This is a genomic window from Streptomyces sp. H27-D2 (assembly GCF_035828615.1).
GTDB lineage: Bacteria > Actinomycetota > Actinomycetes > Streptomycetales > Streptomycetaceae > Streptomyces.
In genome coordinates this window covers 1-16,665 of the sequence record NZ_JAYMZR010000127.1, presented here as the reverse complement: position 1 = coordinate 16,665, position 16,665 = coordinate 1, and the positions used below count along the sequence as shown (strand labels likewise).

17 protein-coding genes and 3 pseudogenes are annotated in these 16,665 nt (G+C 67.6%); 14 read left to right on the top strand and 6 right to left on the bottom strand.

The features are described 5' to 3' along the window. Positions 1-484 precede the first annotated feature (484 nt). On the bottom strand, positions 485-799 hold the full coding sequence (locus tag QMK28_RS30860) for a helix-turn-helix domain-containing protein (protein ID WP_326442997.1): 315 nt from the start codon (positions 797-799) through the stop codon (positions 485-487). Then, positions 796-1,860, bottom strand: coding sequence for a tyrosine-type recombinase/integrase (locus QMK28_RS30855; protein WP_326442996.1), 1,065 nt, complete (start codon positions 1,858-1,860; stop codon positions 796-798). The genes QMK28_RS30860 and QMK28_RS30855 overlap by 4 nt, the downstream gene beginning before the upstream one ends. A 145-nt stretch (positions 1,861-2,005) precedes the next feature. On the opposite strand from QMK28_RS30855, the pseudogene QMK28_RS30850 reads away from it, so the two are divergent. Further along, positions 2,006-2,164: pseudogene (locus tag QMK28_RS30850) on the top strand (ATP-binding protein); the annotation flags it as partial. A 160-nt stretch (positions 2,165-2,324) separates the two neighbouring features. After that, positions 2,325-2,993, top strand: a complete 669-nt coding sequence (locus QMK28_RS30845) for a class I SAM-dependent DNA methyltransferase (RefSeq protein ID WP_326442995.1) — start codon at positions 2,325-2,327, stop codon at positions 2,991-2,993. Between the two features lie 211 nt (positions 2,994-3,204). Here the strand turns inward: QMK28_RS30845 and QMK28_RS34445 are convergent, their stop codons facing one another. After that, complete coding sequence (locus QMK28_RS34445; RefSeq protein ID WP_443050885.1) at positions 3,205-3,486, bottom strand: helicase associated domain-containing protein; 282 nt, start codon at positions 3,484-3,486, stop codon at positions 3,205-3,207. A 181-nt stretch (positions 3,487-3,667) separates the two neighbouring features. Between QMK28_RS34445 and QMK28_RS30835 the strand changes: the two genes are divergently transcribed. From QMK28_RS30835 to QMK28_RS30825, 3 genes are all read left to right on the top strand, one after another. After that, complete coding sequence (locus QMK28_RS30835; RefSeq protein WP_326442994.1) at positions 3,668-4,255, top strand: hypothetical protein; 588 nt, start codon at positions 3,668-3,670, stop codon at positions 4,253-4,255. Between the two features lie 356 nt (positions 4,256-4,611). Further along, complete coding sequence (locus QMK28_RS30830; protein WP_326442993.1) at positions 4,612-4,860, top strand: YlcI/YnfO family protein; 249 nt, start codon at positions 4,612-4,614, stop codon at positions 4,858-4,860. Between the two features lies 1 nt (position 4,861). Beyond that, on the top strand, positions 4,862-5,233 hold the full coding sequence (locus QMK28_RS30825) for a toxin Doc (protein WP_326442992.1): 372 nt from the start codon (positions 4,862-4,864) through the stop codon (positions 5,231-5,233). A gap of 812 nt (positions 5,234-6,045) precedes the next feature. On the opposite strand, the gene QMK28_RS30820 is transcribed toward QMK28_RS30825, so the two are convergent. Then, on the bottom strand, positions 6,046-6,621 hold the full coding sequence (locus QMK28_RS30820; protein ID WP_326442991.1) for a CGNR zinc finger domain-containing protein: 576 nt from the start codon (positions 6,619-6,621) through the stop codon (positions 6,046-6,048). 103 nt (positions 6,622-6,724) lie between these two features. Here QMK28_RS30820 and QMK28_RS30815 point away from each other — a divergent pair, with 103 nt between their 5' ends. The 4 genes and pseudogenes from QMK28_RS30815 to QMK28_RS30800 all read left to right on the top strand — a co-directional run. Next, positions 6,725-7,900 carry an epoxide hydrolase family protein gene (locus QMK28_RS30815; RefSeq protein WP_326442990.1) on the top strand — a complete coding sequence of 392 codons (1,176 nt, stop codon included), beginning with the start codon at positions 6,725-6,727 and terminating at the stop codon, positions 7,898-7,900. Positions 7,901-8,258: 358 nt separating this feature from the next. Further along, positions 8,259-8,978 (top strand): IS6 family transposase, encoded by a 720-nt coding sequence (locus QMK28_RS30810; protein ID WP_326442989.1) that lies wholly within the window; start codon positions 8,259-8,261, stop codon positions 8,976-8,978. Positions 8,979-9,439: 461 nt separating this feature from the next. Next, the gene (rox, locus tag QMK28_RS30805) at positions 9,440-10,873 is read left to right on the top strand and encodes a rifampin monooxygenase (RefSeq protein ID WP_326442988.1); all 1,434 of its coding nucleotides are present in this window, start codon (positions 9,440-9,442) and stop codon (positions 10,871-10,873) included. Positions 10,874-10,888: 15 nt separating this feature from the next. Next, positions 10,889-11,041 (top strand): annotated as a pseudogene (locus tag QMK28_RS30800) (SMI1/KNR4 family protein); the annotation flags it as partial. A 150-nt stretch (positions 11,042-11,191) separates the two neighbouring features. Here the strand turns inward: QMK28_RS30800 and QMK28_RS30795 are convergent. Further along, a complete protein-coding gene (locus tag QMK28_RS30795; protein WP_326442987.1) occupies positions 11,192-11,911 on the bottom strand; it encodes an IS6 family transposase in 720 nt (239 codons plus the stop codon). Here QMK28_RS30795 and QMK28_RS34440 point away from each other — a divergent pair. The 3 genes from QMK28_RS34440 to QMK28_RS30785 all read left to right on the top strand — a co-directional run bounded on the left by QMK28_RS34440 (position 11,879) and on the right by QMK28_RS30785 (position 13,642). Continuing rightward, positions 11,879-12,208: a hypothetical protein gene (locus QMK28_RS34440; protein WP_443050883.1), complete on the top strand. Its 330-nt coding sequence runs from the start codon at positions 11,879-11,881 to the stop codon at positions 12,206-12,208. The genes QMK28_RS30795 and QMK28_RS34440 overlap by 33 nt on opposite strands. A 341-nt stretch (positions 12,209-12,549) precedes the next feature. Continuing rightward, on the top strand, positions 12,550-12,825 hold the full coding sequence (locus QMK28_RS30790) for an isoamylase early set domain-containing protein (protein WP_326442986.1): 276 nt from the start codon (positions 12,550-12,552) through the stop codon (positions 12,823-12,825). Positions 12,826-13,159: 334 nt separating this feature from the next. After that, complete coding sequence (locus QMK28_RS30785; RefSeq protein ID WP_326442985.1) at positions 13,160-13,642, top strand: Asp23/Gls24 family envelope stress response protein; 483 nt, start codon at positions 13,160-13,162, stop codon at positions 13,640-13,642. Between the two features lie 35 nt (positions 13,643-13,677). On the opposite strand, the pseudogene QMK28_RS30780 reads toward QMK28_RS30785, so the two are convergent. Further along, positions 13,678-13,890 (bottom strand): annotated as a pseudogene (locus tag QMK28_RS30780) (IS6 family transposase); the annotation flags it as partial. Between the two features lie 326 nt (positions 13,891-14,216). On the opposite strand from QMK28_RS30780, the gene QMK28_RS30775 reads away from it, so the two are divergent. Together QMK28_RS30775 and QMK28_RS30770 are read left to right on the top strand one after the other, a co-directional pair. Further along, entirely contained in the window at positions 14,217-14,840 is a 624-nt protein-coding gene (locus tag QMK28_RS30775) for a hypothetical protein (RefSeq protein WP_326442984.1), read from the top strand. A gap of 984 nt (positions 14,841-15,824) precedes the next feature. Beyond that, positions 15,825-16,571, top strand: coding sequence for a hypothetical protein (locus tag QMK28_RS30770; protein ID WP_326442983.1), 747 nt, complete (start codon positions 15,825-15,827; stop codon positions 16,569-16,571). Positions 16,572-16,665: the final 94 nt, after the last annotated feature.

Below are 16,665 nucleotides of genomic sequence, written 5' to 3'. Positions count from 1 at the left end.
CGACTTCGACACCTACTGGACCTGGCACGAACAGCAGGAACACACCCGCAACCACCAGGTCCGCTACCGATCAGGACTCATACTCACAGCCTGATCGGCAACACCCTCAACGGATACGCACCCATCCGGGATGGGAGCACGGCCCGCACCAGCCGGTCGCCTCGCGCAGAAAGCCCGGCTTGCCGCAGCGCGAACACGGCTGCTTGGCCGCCAGGCGCCGGGACACGTTGCGGCAGTCGCGGCACAGTGGGCTGTCCGCGGACCGCACCGGATGCCCGCACCGCCCGCAGACGCGCGAGCACAGGATGCACCGGCCGGTGTCCTGCTGCAGCACCCGGTCGAGGCCGCAGGACGGGCAGGTCGCCCTGGCCGCCTCTTCCTTCATCCTCCGCCGGCACCGGCAGCAGTGCTCGCGGTCGAGATATCCCACGGGGGCGCCGCAGGTGACGCAGTCGCGTTGCTTCTTGCCCATCGCCGCCGCCCGTCACAGGGGCGGCATCGATCGGCCCCGGGCGGAAGCGGCCTGCGGCAAGTCGGCGACCGGGCGAAGGGGTGTGATCGGCCGCTCGACCGGTGTGGTGTCGACCTCGATCAGGTCGTTGGGGGTGCATTCCAGTGCGGTGCACAACGCCGCCAGCGTGGTCATCTTCACCTGCGAGGGCTCCTTGGTGAACAGCGCCGACACCGAAGCCGAGGACAGCTCCAGGCCGGCCTTCTCGGCCAGCAGCCGCCGCAGCTCGGTGCCCGTCCACACCTCGCGCTGGGCGGCGGCCATCCTCAGCCGCCATTGGATCTTCATGCCGTGGAGTCCTTCCCCGCCAGCTCGGCGAGGGTGCCGGCGACGGCCCGCTGATAGGCGTCCTCGATGAACGTTGCGGAGGGCCGGACATATCGCATGGTCGAGCTGACCGTCCAGTGACCGAGTAGCTGTTGGATGGCAACGAGGTCGACGCCGCGTTCGTAGTTGTGGGTCGCGCACGCCCGCCGCAGGGCATGGGGGCTGAACCGCTCAGCAGTTGGGCGTCCTTCGAGCTCCATCAGATACCGCAGCCGGTTGCGGATGGTCCCGCGGTGCAGATTGCCGCCGGACTCGTCGGCGAAGAGGACGGGCGAGTCGGGGAACTTGGGCCGCACGTCCTCCAGGAACCATCGCAGCACCAGGTCCAAGCCGTCGAGCATGGGCACCCACCGTGGCCGCGGGCCGGAGGTGTGGGCGCCTTTGCCGAAGCGGACGTGGAGTTTGCCGAACGGGCCGCGGGTGAAGTGCAGGTCCGGCAGGTCCAGCAGTGAGGCTTCCTCCGAGCGGAGCCCGGCGTGATACAGCGTCCGGAACATTGCATAGTCCCGGGCTGCGGGTCCGTACTTCCGGGCGGTGGCGATCCGCTGCTTCATGAAGTCGAAGAACTCATTCACCCGCTCGGACGTCGGCGGCGGCAGCAGGGCCGGCGAGTCGTCGCCTACATGCCGGGATGCGTTGAACTCATCAACCGGGCAGACCAGTCGGACACCGAAGGCGGCCTCGATCTCGGCTGCCTTGCGGGCCTGCAGGAACCGGTGGAAGCCCTTGAAGATCTGCACGTACTCGCGCCGGGTCGACGTCTTGCGGCCCTGGACCGCGAGATCGCCGACAACGCGATCGATGTCCTCGGGCGTGACGTCCCATGCAGGACGGCCCAGCGCCGTGAGGGTCCGTTCCAGCAGGCCGATGTCGTTGTCGATGGTCACCTGGCTGAATCCGCGGGCCCTCCAGGAGGCGACGAACGCGTCGACGCACATGGCCTGGAACTGCCACGGGTCCGTGGTCAACGGCCCCTGCAGAACGGCACCGCCCGCGATGACCTGCAGTCTCACCTCGCCCACCGGCACACCTTCCTCACGCCTGAACCGTCAAGGCAGCACCTTGAGAAAACGAGTGCTGCCATGAGATTCAACGAGGACACCAGGAGGGGGATACGGCCAGGTGGCAGCAGGAACCTGAGCGAGGGAACAAGTGCCAGCCCCAGTTGGCTGGACCAAAACGTTCACGGATTCAAGGCTCTGCGCGGCCATTGTCGACCGTTTGACGTTCGGCGGCAACATCATCGAGACCGGCACCGATTCCTACCGGCTGGCCGCCACCCGCGCCCGCGCCGAACAGATGGCCGCCGCCCAGGCCGGCGGCTGACCGGCCACCGCGCCTCCAGGCCCGGGTGAGCGCATCGCGCATGCTCGCACCCGGATCCCGCCAGCGCCGCTGGTCAAGGACGCCTGTGGCGGTGCGCTGAGTTGAGCTTCGCGCGCCTTGGACAACGCACTCTCCAAGACTGCCGCCCTATTGTTGGCTGATGCGCGCAGACCATATCGACCGTCCAGCCGATCTCGACGTCGTCCGTGAGTCCTATGACCAGGTGGCCGACAACTACGCCCACATGGTGGTGACGACGGGCATGGGTGACATCCGTCGCCATCCCTGGCTCAAGGCGTCGATCGACGCCTTCGCCGACACCGTGGGCGAGCTCGGGCCTGTCCTCGACGTCGGTTGCGGCCCCGGCACAGTGACCGGCTACCTCGCCGAACGCGGACTCGACGTATCCGGGGTGGACCTCTCTCCCCGCATGATCGAGAACGCACGCCGACTTCATCCGCAATGCCGCTTCAGCGTCGCCTCCGCCACCGAGCTCGACCTCGGTGAAGCGTCGCTCGGCGGCGTGCTCGGGTGGTGGTCACTGTTCAACCTCCCCCGCGCTGTCCTTCCCCAGGTCCTCGCCCATTTCGCGCACGCCCTGAAGCCGGGCGGAACCTTCATCGCCGCCACACACGTCGGTGACGAGGACGCGGTGCGCACCGAGGCATACGGAGGAGTGCCCGTTCGTTGGACCACGCACAAGTGGCGGCCGGAGCAGCTCGTGGACCTGATCGAGCAGGCCGGACTGCACCCGGTCGCCGAACTCCGGCTCCCCGCGGATGAGCAGAGCGGGCCGGGCGTGGTCGTCATGGCCAAACGCCCCGCCTGAGGTCCAGGCCCCGGAGACGGCACAAGATCTCGTGTCGGGATCCATCACCTTCACTTCCTGGGACAAGGCCCGATGATCCACATCCGGAGCCTGCCCAGAGCCGCCCCGACCGAGCAGCCGACGCCAGCAGGTGGAGTCAAAACTCACTTACACAACGAGGTCCCCACGGCAGCAACTGGAGTCAGAACTGACTGACAAGTGGAGTCCGACTTCACATACGAAGCCACTCCTCGAAGTACGCCTTGGCGGCCTCCAGGTTCTCCTGGAACCGCTCATCCGCCAGGCTCCAGACCATGCCCAGCTTCTCCAGCCGCTCAGCGCGAAGCCCGGTCATCTGCCCGGCCCCGTACGCCCGTCGCTGCTCCGCGATCCACTGCTCGGCCGTGACCGGCTGACTGTCGTCCGTCAGGAGCTGGTAGCGGTCGCAGAGGCCGTCGACAATCCGCAGTTCGGCGGGGGTCCACGCGTCGCGCAGGCCACCACGGAGTCGCATTTCACCGAATGGGAAAGCCGAGCACAGGGCCTCCGCGCCGATTTCGCCCACACTAGCTACATAGATTTCTCGTTTTAGCAGCGCCGAATAGCGACCTGCTATAAACCTGGTGGTGGTCCGCTGCCGGAGCGCTCCGGCAGCCGGCCTATCCCTTTTCCCGTGATGGTGAATGCGAGGCCCGATGGGCATCCCCGTATCCCGGCAACCGCGCCGCGGCGCCGACCGCAAGCCGGTCGACTGGGCGGCGGTCGGCCGGACCTCGGTGCGCCGGCGCGCCCGGGGCATGACGCACTCCGAGGTCCAGACCGCGCTCGAAGAAGCACGGCTCAGCGCACGGCTCGACTCCCGCCACGAAGAGCTCGCCACCGACGAACGAGGCCCGGCCGAACTCACGGAGTGGCGGCGCATCGCACAGCTCCTCACCGACACCGACGCTCCGTACAACCCGGACCACGACGCCCACGTCCAGGACGAGCTCACCGCCGAAGCCGAACACGCACGCCTCGAACAGCTCGCCGCCGACCAGCGCCGCCAGGAGGACGAAGCCGACACCGCCCGCCGCGCCGCCCTCGACCCCAACGCCCTGCACCACGCCCTGCTGCGCACCCTCGCCCACACCCAGCTCCTGGACACGCTGAGCGAAGACGAGCAGCTGGCAATCGGGCGGCTGCCGCACACCGACCCGGCGGCCGCGTTCGCCGTCAACGCGCTGCTCGCCCGCGCGTACGCCGCGGGCCAGGCCGCCGAGCACAACAATGAGCGCGGATGAGCGGCGGCGGCCCGGTGGCCGCCTAGAAGCGATGACAGTGAGTGATGGAGCGGGTGTCACGCCCACCTGTCGTGCCGGTGTCACGCTGCCTGTTGCACGGAAGGAGCGTGACACCCAATACGCCACCTTTTATCAAGATTTCAAGTGTCACGCCCGGCCCAAACACCCGCCAGAAGGGGGCTCCTGCGCTTCGACGCGACACCGTGATTCAGCGTGACAGCACTCCCGGCGGGACGGAAGGAAGGTTGCTCACGGTCACATTTCCGGTGCCTCGTCTTACCGGAGTTCGACCAGCAGCGCGCGACGGTTCGGGCGAATCCCTACCCGTGCTGTACATCCCGCTGTACGGTCGGGGTATGTCGAAGTCAGTGACGATCCGGGTCGATGACCAGCTGCACGAACTCCTCAAGGAGCGCGCCGAAGCCGAGGGGAGCACGGTGACCGCGCTCATCACGCAGGCCGCGCACGACGCGGTCCGCGACCCCCGCCTCGAAGGTGCCGCGGACGTCTTCCGCGCCTTCATCAACGACCACGCGGACGCGTTCGACCAGGCGTTCCCCGAAGACGCGCCCGCCCGTCTGGACGCCCCGGGACGGGCCGCCTGACGTGGAGCTCTACGTCGATATCCGCTGGCTGCTGGAGCGCCAGGCGGAGGTTCTGCCCAAGCACCCGGCGATCCACGACTTCTCCAGCCTCGTGGCCGCCGTCGGCCGGCACCGCGTCAACACCCCCAAGGTCGGGGCCACGGTCGACAGCTCCTGGCGCGCGGCCGCCCTGATGCACGCCCTCATCCGGCTCCGCCCCCTGCCCGCACGCAACGCCCTGTTCGGCGCCGCGATCGCCGTGGCGTACATGAATGCCGCGGGCGAGGGCCTCGACGCACCGTACGGCGCGCTGATCGACCTCGCCCGCGACGTCGACGCCGGCCGCTGTGACGCGTACGACGCAGCCGACCGCATCCGGTCCTGGCGGATCTGACCGCCAGAGCGAACCCCGTTCCAGGCCAGCGGGCACCTCGTGTGCGCCGGCCACGCCCCCGCCCGTGCCCCGTGCCCCGATCACCGACGCGAAGGTGCTCGCCGAACACCGGCCTGAGCACCCGGTCTGCCGCGCGCCCGGGAAAACCACCGGCCGCTCCCGGATCTTGCTGTTTAGTTGGCGAATCATGGACTGAGCCGTGCAGGTCAGAAGCATGTGGAGAATTCTTGTGCGACTTTTCGCCACGGTTGGCATCGGGTCGAGCGGACTGGCATGTGAGGCGTCCGCGATCGTCAACCCCGACGGCTCACGGCTTGCGACCAGGGGCAACGTCAACGGTCCTGGTGCCAACCAGGGTGAAAATACGGAGCAGGTGCCAACAATCTTGACCATCCGGTGCCAGCCATCATGAAAAAGACACCGCGTCAGGCCAGTTCAGCCGGTCGGCATGGTGCCAACTGTGATGAAAAGTCACATCTTGTTGGCGAACCTTGAGAGGGATAGTTGGCGAATCTTGGCGGAGGATGCTCACTGTCCGTGAGTGTCGTGGTGAGGCGGTCCGACGTCGGCAGGCGTGGCTGGGGCCAGCGTGTTGCTGCCGACGGCTTGGCTCCGGGTGGCCTCGATGAGCGTTGAGCGGGACGCGATCACTGTGATGTGAGCGGTTTGCCAGCTCATCAGTAAACGTAGACGTACTGATTGAGGACGTTGATCGAAGGCGACGGATGGCTCTTAGTGGTGCCGTTGGGGTGCACCCAACGCGACAGATGTGTCGCAGGCGTGGGACCCACTTGGATGTACCGAGGTAACGATCACTCCGCTGATCTGGGGTTTTTGCGCTGGTTGGCATTGAAGCGCGCTTTCTTCTGACGATTCCCGCACGTGTTCATGTCGCACCATTTGCGGGTGCGACTTTGGCTGGTGTCGAAGAAGGCGGCTTGGCAGGTTGGTGATGCACACAAGGCCAATGTTCCGTCTCGTTCGCCTGCGATGACGCTGATCGCGTCGGCGGCGATCACGCTAAGGGCATCTTCCACGCAGGAAGCCGAGCTGAGCCGCCATCGCCGCATACCCTCGGGCGTCAGGATCGCTGCGGCCCAACCCTGAGCGCTGCAGTCATTGATGACTTGGACAGCAGATGCAGGGAGAGCGTCCTGGATCGCGGCCGCTGTCGCGGCGGCGTGAATCGACTCCCTCAGTTCCCGAGCGAGGTCGAGCTGGGCAGTGGTGCAGGAGTCCACGGCGAGGCCGTTCACTGCCAGCCAGTCGATGAGTCGGTGCGGCGTGGGAATGCGCTCCACAGCGTCGCCATGACGCTCCGACAGAGTCCCCGTGAAGCTGGTCGCCAGCACGTTGCCGAGGCGGAAGTCAGGGAACCGAGCACGCATGGAACCACCTTAGCGGGTTGCAGCGTGGCTCGGAGAACTGCTAGAACCGCCTTAGCCGGTTCGCGATAGGTCGTAGCCGGTTCCACGATGGCCAGGAGGTCTCATGCCCCGTCCAACCAGCGACGTGCAAGCATTTGAAGCCCACGCAACTGACGCTGACCTCGACGATCTGCGCGCGCGACTAGCCGCGGCGCGACTACCGGAGGCCGAGACGGTCTATCGCGCCGCGCCCGACCCTCGCCGATGGGAACAGGGCGTTCCTCTCGCCGACCTCGTCGATGTCGTGAACTACTGGCGCACCGGGTACAACTGGCGGTCGTTCGAAGCACGCCTTAACCGGATCGGCCAGTTCCGCACGACCATTGATGATCTGGGAATCCACTTCCTGCACCACCGATCCGCGCGCGCAGATGCCACTCCTCTGATCTTGACGCACGGGTGGCCAGGCAGCATTGCTGAGTTCATCGATGTAGTAGACGAGCTGGCAGATCCGAAAGATGCGGACGCGCCAGCGTTCCACGTCGTGGTCCCGTCGCTACCAGGCTTTGGCTACAGCGACAAGCCGGCCACCACCGGGTGGGGAATCGAAAAGATCGCGGCCGCATGGGTGGAACTGATGGAAAGGCTCGGCTACAGCAAGTTCGCAGCCCACGGCGGCGACTGGGGAGGTGTGATCACCACGGTTCTCGGCGGCAGGTTCCCGGCGCACGTTCTCGGCATCCACACAACGTTCGCGCAGGCACCGCCCGGGTTGACAACGGACGGGCTGACGGCGGCCGAGCGCAAATGGACCGAGGAAACCCGCGATTTCTGGGACGGCCCCCGCGCGGCGTACGCGAAGCAGCAGGCGACCCGACCGCAGACCATCGGCTACTCGCTCGTCGACTCACCAGTCGGGCTTCTCGCCTGGATCCTTGACAAGTTCGCTGAGTGGACAGATACCGAAGACAGCCCGTTCGAGACGATTTCCATAGACCGCATTCTTGACAACGTCACCCTGTATTGGCTGACGCGGGCCGGAGCATCGTCGGCCCGCATTTACTACGAAAGCCACGACTCGCTCGATCCCGAACTTCGGGTCGACGTCCCGTCAGCACTCAGTGTGTATCCCCGCGACATCGAGAAGTGCCCGCGCGCCTGGGCACAGGAGCGGTACCGAAAGATCGTCCGGTGGAGGTCGCCTGAAACCGGTGGGCATTTCCCGTCGCTGGAGGTTCCCGAGTATTTCGTCAAAGATCTGCAAGAGGGCCTCGCGGCAGTGCTGGCCGCTAATCGGTGAACGCGGCTCGGCGACCCGGCACTCGATCACCACCTGATCCGGCTCAAGGATTTGCCCGACGGCTTCCAGACCGAGCTCATCGAGACAGCAGAACGTGGTCAGACAGGGCGCGACAAAGCCAGACACCCCTATGGGAGCAACTCGGTGCAGCCGCGTTGCGGGCTCGCGCCGGACCCCTTGACCAGTAGGTCGGACCCTTGGCCGGGCCGGTGACCGAAGCCGGCCGGGGTGGCTTCTCCGGGCGCTGCGCCCGGATGTTGCTGGGCATGCCTGCCGTCGGCCCCGGGCATGGCATTGTCACGTTGGCTGGCGGGGATGGGATGATCTTGGGGTTGGTCATGCTGAGAGGGGATCGCTCGTGTCGCCTACGCCGCCGTCGTACAAGGGCCATCGGTACCCGGTGGAGGTCATCTCCCACGCGGTGTGGCTGTACTTCCGCTTCCCGCTGTCGTTCCGCGAGGTGGAGGAGCTGATGCTCGAGCGCGGTGTGATCGTCTCCTACGAGACGGTCCGCCGGTGGTGCCTGAAGTTCGGCCAGGACTACGCCAACGCCCTGCGGCACCGGCGCCCGAGGCCCGGGGACAAGTGGCATCTGGACGAGGTCTTCGTCAAGATCAACGGCGAGCAGCGGTACCTGTGGCGGGCCGTCGACCAGGACGGCAATGGGCTCGACATCCTCGTGCAGAACCGGCGCGACAAGGCCGCGGCCAGGCGTTTCTTCAGGAAACTGATGAAGGCCACCCGATCGGTGCCCAGGGTGGTGGTCACCGACAAGCTCCGCTCCTACGGCGCCGCCCACCGCGAGGTCATGCCCTCGGTGGAGCACCGCGCCCACAAGGGCCTGAACAACCGCGCCGAGAACTCCCACCAGCCCACCAGGCAACGCGAACGCGCGATGAAAGGCTTCCGCTCCGTCTGCGCAGCCCAACGGTTCCTGGCCGCGTTCAGCGGCATCTCACCCCACTTCAGGCCACGACGCCACCTCATCACCGGCGCCGAATACCGCACCGAGATGACCATCCGCTTCGCGATCTGGAACCACATCACCGGTGTTACCAGCCTGACCACAGCAGCCTGAACCAGGACCGACAGTCGGCACCGGCATGTCCTGACACGCCGTCCGACATCCACACCCTCAACAACGTGACAGCGCCGGTGGGCGAGCTCCGCCCAGCGCTCGCGCGGCGCGGCGACGGACTCCATGAGAATGGCCGCGCTCTCGACGACGTTCGAGCGACGGCAAAAGGAAAGGCAAGGAGGTTGCCCACTCCTTGCCACTCTCAAGATATAGCGCACCGGGGGCCTTGCGGCAAGGCCCCGGTCGTGCCGCAGAATGGTCGGCCGAGGCCAGAACCTGCGGAAATCAGGGATTCACGAAGTACCTGCGCTTTTGGCGACGTATGGGCCTCGCGGGACGTCGAACCGCCGGTGGGACTCACGGTGCGGTTGCGGGCACTCGGCGTGGAGGTGCGGGTGTGCGCGCCGCCGGACTGCGTGGGGCAGCCGGCCGAAATCCAATCTCGTTGAATGGGCGTTTTGATGATTGACGTGATCGTTGCCGGCGGCGGACCGACCGGCTTGATGTTGGCCGGCGAGTTGCGGCTGGCCGGAGTGCGCGTGGTCGTGCTGGAGAAGCTGACCGATCCGACCGAGCAGTCCCGCGGACGCGGCCTGCACACGCGCAGCGTCGAGATGATGGACCAGCGCGGCCTGCTGGACCGGTTCCTCGCAGTCAGTGAGAAGTTCCAGGTCGGCGGTTTCTTCGGCGGCATCGTCAAGCCGTGGCCGGACAAGTTGGACACGGCTCACCCGTACGGCCTGTCCACTCTGCAGCCGGTCACCGAGCGGCTGCTCAACGAGCGTGCGCTCGAACTCGGTGCCGAGATCCGGCGCGGCTGCGAAGTGGTCGGGTTGAGCCAGTACGAAGACGGGGCCGGGGTGACCGTCGAGCTCGCGGACGGCACGCACCTGCGCTCGCGCTACCTCGTCGGGTGCGACGGCGCCCGCAGTGTGGTGCGCAAGCGGCTCGGCGTCGCCTTCCCCGGCGAGCCCGCCAAGGTCGAGACGCTGCTGGGCGACATGGAGATGACCGAGGACCCGGCGGCGGTTGCCGCTCTCGTCGAGGAAGTCCGCAAGACCCAACTGCGGTTCGGCACCATCCCCAACGGGGACGGGACGTACCGCATCGTCGTGCCCGCCGACGGCGTGGCCGAGGACCGTGCGACCGCGCCGACCCTCGAGGAGTTCAAGCAGCAGCTGCGGGCGTTCGCGGGCAGCGACTTCGGCGTGCACTCGCCACGCTGGCTGTCCCGCTTCGGCGACGCCACCCGGCTGGCCGAGCGCTACCGGGTCGGCCGGGTGTTACTGGCCGGCGACGCGGCGCACATCCACCCGCCGACCGGCGGGCAGGGGCTCAACCTCGGCGTCCAGGACGCGTTCAACCTCGGCTGGAAACTGGCCGCCGAGGTCAACGGCTGGGCACCGGAGGGGCTGCTGGACAGCTACCACACCGAACGGCACCCGGTGGGCGCCCGCGTGCTGGACAACACCCGCGCGCAGATCACGCTGCTGGGGACCGATCCGGGTGCGACCGCGCTGCGGGAGCTGTTCTCGAAGCTGATGGACTTCGAGGAGGTGAACCGGTACGTGACCGAGATGATCACCGCGGTCGGGGTCCGCTACGACTTCGGCGAGGGCCATGAACTGCTCGGCCGGCGGCTGCGGGACGTGAAGCTGGAGCAGGGTCGCCTCTACGAGCTGATGCACGGCGGCCGCGGACTGCTGCTCGACCAGACCGGCCGGCTCTCGGTGGAGGGCTGGGCGGACCGGGTCGACCACGTCATCGACGTCAGCGAGGAACTGGACGTGCCCGCGGTGCTGCTGCGGCCGGACGGCCACGTGGCGTGGGTCGGCGAAGATCAGCAGGATCTGCTCAGCCGGCTGCCCAAGTGGTTCGGCGCTGCCGTCAGCTGAGCGCGCGCAGTTGCGGTTCGAAAGGGTGAGCCGCTCAGCCTGGCCCCCGTCACTGGGCTGCCCGGCCTGCGGACCCTCACCGCCTACCCCGGTACGCTCGCCGACCCGCTGGAGATCGCCAAGCTGACCGGACTGGAGTTCCTGCAGCTCGGGCCGGAGGAGTGGCGCGGGCATTGTCACGTTGGCTGGCGGGGATGGGATGATCTTGGGGTTGGTCATGCTGAGAGGGGATCGCTCGTGTCGGCGCTGTCACGTTGTTGAGGGTGTGGATGTCGGACGGCGTGTCAGGACATGCCGGTGCCGACTGTCGGTCCTGGTTCAGGCTGCTGTGGTCAGGCTGGTAACACCGGTGATGTGGTTCCAGATCGCGAAGCGGATGGTCATCTCGGTGCGGTATTCGGCGCCGGTGATGAGGTGGCGTCGTGGCCTGAAGTGGGGTGAGATGCCGCTGAACGCGGCCAGGAACCGTTGGGCTGCGCAGACGGAGCGGAAGCCTTTCATCGCGCGTTCGCGTTGCCTGGTGGGCTGGTGGGAGTTCTCGGCGCGGTTGTTCAGGCCCTTGTGGGCGCGGTGCTCCACCGAGGGCATGACCTCGCGGTGGGCGGCGCCGTAGGAGCGGAGCTTGTCGGTGACCACCACCCTGGTCACCGATCGGGTGGCCTTCATCAGTTTCCTGAAGAAACGCCTGGCCGCGGCCTTGTCGCGCCGGTTCTGCACGAGGATGTCGAGCCCATTGCCGTCCTGGTCGACGGCCCGCCACAGGTACCGCTGCTCGCCGTTGATCTTGACGAAGACCTCGTCCAGATGCCACTTGTCCCCGGGCCTCGGGCGCCGGTGCCGCAGGGCGTTGGCGTAGTCCTGGCCGAACTTCAGGCACCACCGGCGGACCGTCTCGTAGGAGACGATCACACCGCGCTCGAGCATCAGCTCCTCCACCTCGCGGAACGACAGCGGGAAGCGGAAGTACAGCCACACCGCGTGGGAGATGACCTCCACCGGGTACCGATGGCCCTTGTACGACGGCGGCGTAGGCGACACGAGCGATCCCCTCTCAGCATGACCAACCCCAAGATCATCCCATCCCCGCCAGCCAACGTGACAATGCCAGATGGTCGTCCCGGCGGGGCACTCGGGTGCCCGCTCACGGACGAGTTGGTCAACCCCGACGGGGTCGGCCGGCGAACGCGGTTCGAGCACGGAACGATCTACTGGTCTGCGCGTAGTGGCGCCTGGCCCGTTTGGGGAGACATCGGCAACGCCTGGTGCAGCCTCGGGTGCGAGCAGGGGATGGCCCGGCTACCCACCTCCTACGAGTGTCCGGTAGACGACCAGTGATCCGCCAGAACTTCCAGTGCGCGGTGATCTACTTCCAAGCCCTTCCCGCGGGGGTATCGAATACCTGGATCGGCGGCAACCTCTGCGTCTGATAATTCGCACACGGCCTGGACGCTGTGTCGCCTTCATCGTCCTCCGGCCATCGGCCGAACGGCCCCACCTCCCCGGGAAACGCCCCCACCACGGCCGGGCCCTTCCTGCGGCACTCGTCAGGCCGGAGGGCGGCGCCGCGGCGCCGTACGGGTGACAGAGCCACCCACCTGCACACCAGCACGCGCGGACTGCCCGCCCCCAGGAGACGATCGGCACACCATTCCGTGGATCCCAGGAGCTGACCGATCATGCTGGAACGCACCAAGCACAAGAACGGCACCCAGATCACCTTCGTCCTGTCTTCCGAGCATCCCGCCGGTGACGTCAGCGTCGTGGGGGACTTCAACGACTGGCAGCCCGGCGCTCACCCCCTGACCCCCCGACCCGACGGGCACCGCGCGGTCACCGTCGTGCTGCCCAAGGGCCAGCAGGTTGGGTTCCGGTACCTCGCACACGGCGATTACTGGTTCGACGAGGACACCGCCGACGGCCACGACGGCCACAACAGCCTGCTGCACTCCTGATCGAAACACCGCGCGGCCAGCCTTCTCCAGGTCCGCCAGCATGACCAGGCGCGGCTGCGGCCGCATGCCTCAGGCGTGCCCGGGTCACGGGGCCGTGCGCGCAGCGAGGGAGCCCATGAAAGCCAAGACCCAGGCGCTCAAGAACGCCGCCCGCCGACGGCCGAGACCAGGTCCAGCCTGCCCCACCGCTCCTCGCATCGCCGCCAGCGCCACTGACTCGCAGGGCCGGATCGCTCGCGTGCTGCTTCCCCGCAGCGGTATCAGGCCGTCGCGTTTAGTGTGAAGACAGGGCGCGGCACGCTCCCTCCTGTCTCCTCGGAAGGGATGACCGGCGATGACCGATAAAGGACAGCCGAACCAGACCGAGACCACCCTGTCCGTGGGCGGGCACGGCGAGAAATCCCTCGGCGCGGGACACGGAAGCGATCCGGGTTCGCGTGGCCGTACGACGATCGCCGATGGTGTGGTGGCGAAGATCGCCGGAATGGCGGCCCGGGATGTGCCTGGGGTCTATGCGATGGGCGGCGGGTTCGCCCGCGGCATGGGGGCCATGCGCGAACGCGTTCCCGGCGTGGGCGGCAAGTCCCTTACCAGCGGGGTGAAGGTCGAGGTCGGTGAGGCCCAGACGGTGGTCGATCTGGAGATCGTCGTCGAGTACGGCGTCTCCATCATCGAGGTGGCGGGCGACGTACGCGAGAACGTGATCACAGCCATCGAGCGGATGACCGGCCTGGAGGTCATCGAAGTCAACATCGCGGTCGGTGATGTGAAGCTGCCTGACGAGGAAGACGAAGAACCAGAGCGGCGGGTTGCGTAGCGGTGCGCCTGCGAACTGTGACGCGAAGGAGCGCGGGATGAGCAGGGCCGTGGTCGGCTTGATCGCCGGGTAGCCCGGGCCGAACCTGCGCGTCCACCGGTGGACCGTCCCGTAGGACACCACGACGCCGCGCTCGAGCATCAGCTCCTCCACGTCGCGCGGGCTCAGGTTGAAGCGGGGTACAACCACACACCCTGGCTGACGACCTCCGGCGGAAAGCGAAAACCCCCGGTACGGTGGCCCAAGATTCTTTGGCCCTACCAACATCGCTGCCGTATTCCGCGAAATATCTCTGCGCCTCTTCGAGCGGCCCCTGACGCTGCTCGGACTCCGCTGACCAGCACCGATCCAAAACCATCAGATTTTTAGATCGCGCTGTGGGCTGGGAATATATTCACAGGAGTAGACCCTCTCTACCCTGGGTATCAGGTACAGGTTTTTGCAGCCAAACTTTTTTCGATTCAGCTGTTTTCAGACATTAATCACCCCAAGAGCGTGAAGCCAGTTATTCCGGCTAGATTGATTTTGTCAGCCGGAGAATATCTCCGGCTGCACAAACTGAAAGGCGTACCCCATGCGCTTCACGCGCAGTACTGCCATTTCCCGGTCTCTTCTGATTTCCGTGATCGCCGTGGCCGGCCTCGCCACCCCGACCGTGGCTTCCGCGACGGCTCAGGCCGACGCGGGTAGCGCCCGTGCCCACGTCAGCCTCGGCGCCCTCGGATTCCCCGGTGCCAACGGGGCCAACGGTGTGGGGAGCAACGGCGGCTTCGGCGGCCTGGGTGGGACCGGCGGCGCCGCGGGTGCCAACGGCAACGGCGGCAGCGGGGGCGCCGGTGGCAACGGCGACGGCAGCGGAAGCACCGGCGGCAAAGGCGGCGCCGGTGGCGCGGGCGGTGCCAACGGCGACGCCGGCAGCGGAGGTTCCGGTGGCGCGGCCACCCTCGGCGGTACCGGTGGTAAGGGCGGCGTAGGCGGCGTAGGTGATGCCGGTACCGGCATCGTCGGCGGTCAGGGCGGCAACGGCGGCGCCGCAACGGCCGGCGGCGTCCACACGGGCGGCGCTGGCGGTGCTGGCGGCGCCGCCAGCCCGGTATGTCCCGGGAAGCCCGGTGGTAACGGCACCCCTGCCACGTCCACCGCAGACGGCACCACCGGGGCCACCGGGGCAGCAGGTCACACCACTCTCCCCTGCTGAGCGGCGGCTCACCGGGCCAGAGCCACCGGCCCGCGCTCACCCGCACTCCCAAGCCGGCCTGCCCGATTTGATCGGCCCGCTGATCAATGCAGAGCCGCTGTCCCGCCTGCCGACCAGCTGGTCCAGTGGGAGGTCGAAGCCCTGGACCCGGCCGGACTGCAGCGCTTGGTCCTGGCGGCCGTCGACCGTACATCGACCGCCAGGTCCTCGCCGAGCAGATCACCCGCGAGGACCAACAGTCCCGCGACCTGGCCGACTTCCTGGAGAAGTGGAGCAGCGCGGACTCGGCAGCGGCCTGCGTGTCGTCCTGCTCCTGCTCCGGGTCCTCGGCGTCGCCCTCGCCGCCGGTGCCGACGGTCCGGCCCTCGCCGTCGGTATTTTCCGGCGGGATTGCGTACGAGATACATGAGATCTACAACTTCCCGTCGACCACGGGTGGCCGCAAATGTCGAAAATCCTTGGATTCGGCCACCTCGGTTCAAACAAGGAAAGACACACAGCCGACGCAATGTGCCGTCGCCACCCAGCCCTACCTGCCCCGGCGCTGCCCCGGCGCTGCGCCGGCGCGCCCAACGGGCCCCGGACGCCGGGTGGTCAGAAGTGCCTTCCGGCCTCCGCAACCTGGCAGAACCCGCAGCTCAGCGCCTATAGATCCAGAAATTTGAGAAATGGCGACTTCTCATCGGTGCTTGGCGGTCAAACCGGCGAATCCCGGCCAAACACTCAATTCGAGGGAGTTTGCCTACCGTAGATAATGTACCGCCCCCTCGGCCAAATATTGATGACGATCGCACTCCTCATACCATTACAAATACCCGGACATGCGTGTCCTATGGAAATAGCCCGGAATTTCGCGGACTGCCTGGCGGTATGCGGCACGGAAAACTGTTCGGGGAACAATTATTCCCTTCTCGGTGCTGTGCCGGCCTGATTCCGCGCCTCGGATCGACCCCCGCTTCACCTGAGACAGAGGAAACCCCCGTCATGAACAGGAAACAGACCGCCGCCGTCCTCGCCCTCCCCACACTCTTCGCCGGCGCAGCACTCTTCCTCGGCACTCCCGCCGGCGCCTCCGCCCTCGCCTGTACCCCTGGCACCGCGGGCGTCGCCGGCGCCAACGGCAACGCCGCCCATCCCAGCGGCTTTCCCGGCACCGCGGGCGGCCCCGCGACCGGGACCGGGGACTGCGCCGGCGGTGCGGGTGGTCCCGGCGGCAACGGTGTCCAGGGCGGGGTCGGCGGTGCGGGCGGCAACGGCGGGGCCGGTCTCGGCGGCGGTTCCGGCGGGGCGGGTGCTCTCGGCGGCAACGCGGGCCCCAACGGTGCGGGGGGCGGCAATGGTGGCACCGGTGCCACCGGCGGCCTCGACGGCGCGGGCGGCGCGGGCGGAGCAGGCGGCGCGGGCACCAAGGGCGGTGCGGGCGGCACCGGTGGTTCCGGCGGCAGTTCCGGCGCCAACGCCGGAGCAGGCGGCGCGGGCGGCCTCGGTGGCGTCGGGGGATCCACCGGCGGCGCGGGCGGCAACGCCGGCAACGGCGGCACCGGCCACGGCGGCGGCGCGGGCGGTAACGGCGGCGCCGGCGGCATCAACAGCTCCGGCAACGGCGGCAAGGGCGGAAAGGCCGGAAACGGGGGCAACGGAAGCTCCGGCGGCGCCTACCCGGGCGGCGCCGCGGGCATCGGCGGGGCCGGCGGCCTGAGTAGCCGTATCTCAACCGAACGCGGCCGTTGAGTTTTCGCTGGTCAGGCATGGTTTCGTTCGGGGGAGGGAGAGATCCCGCGTCTTGTTTCCGTGTGATCGTCGAGGGGTCTGCGATGACGTCGAT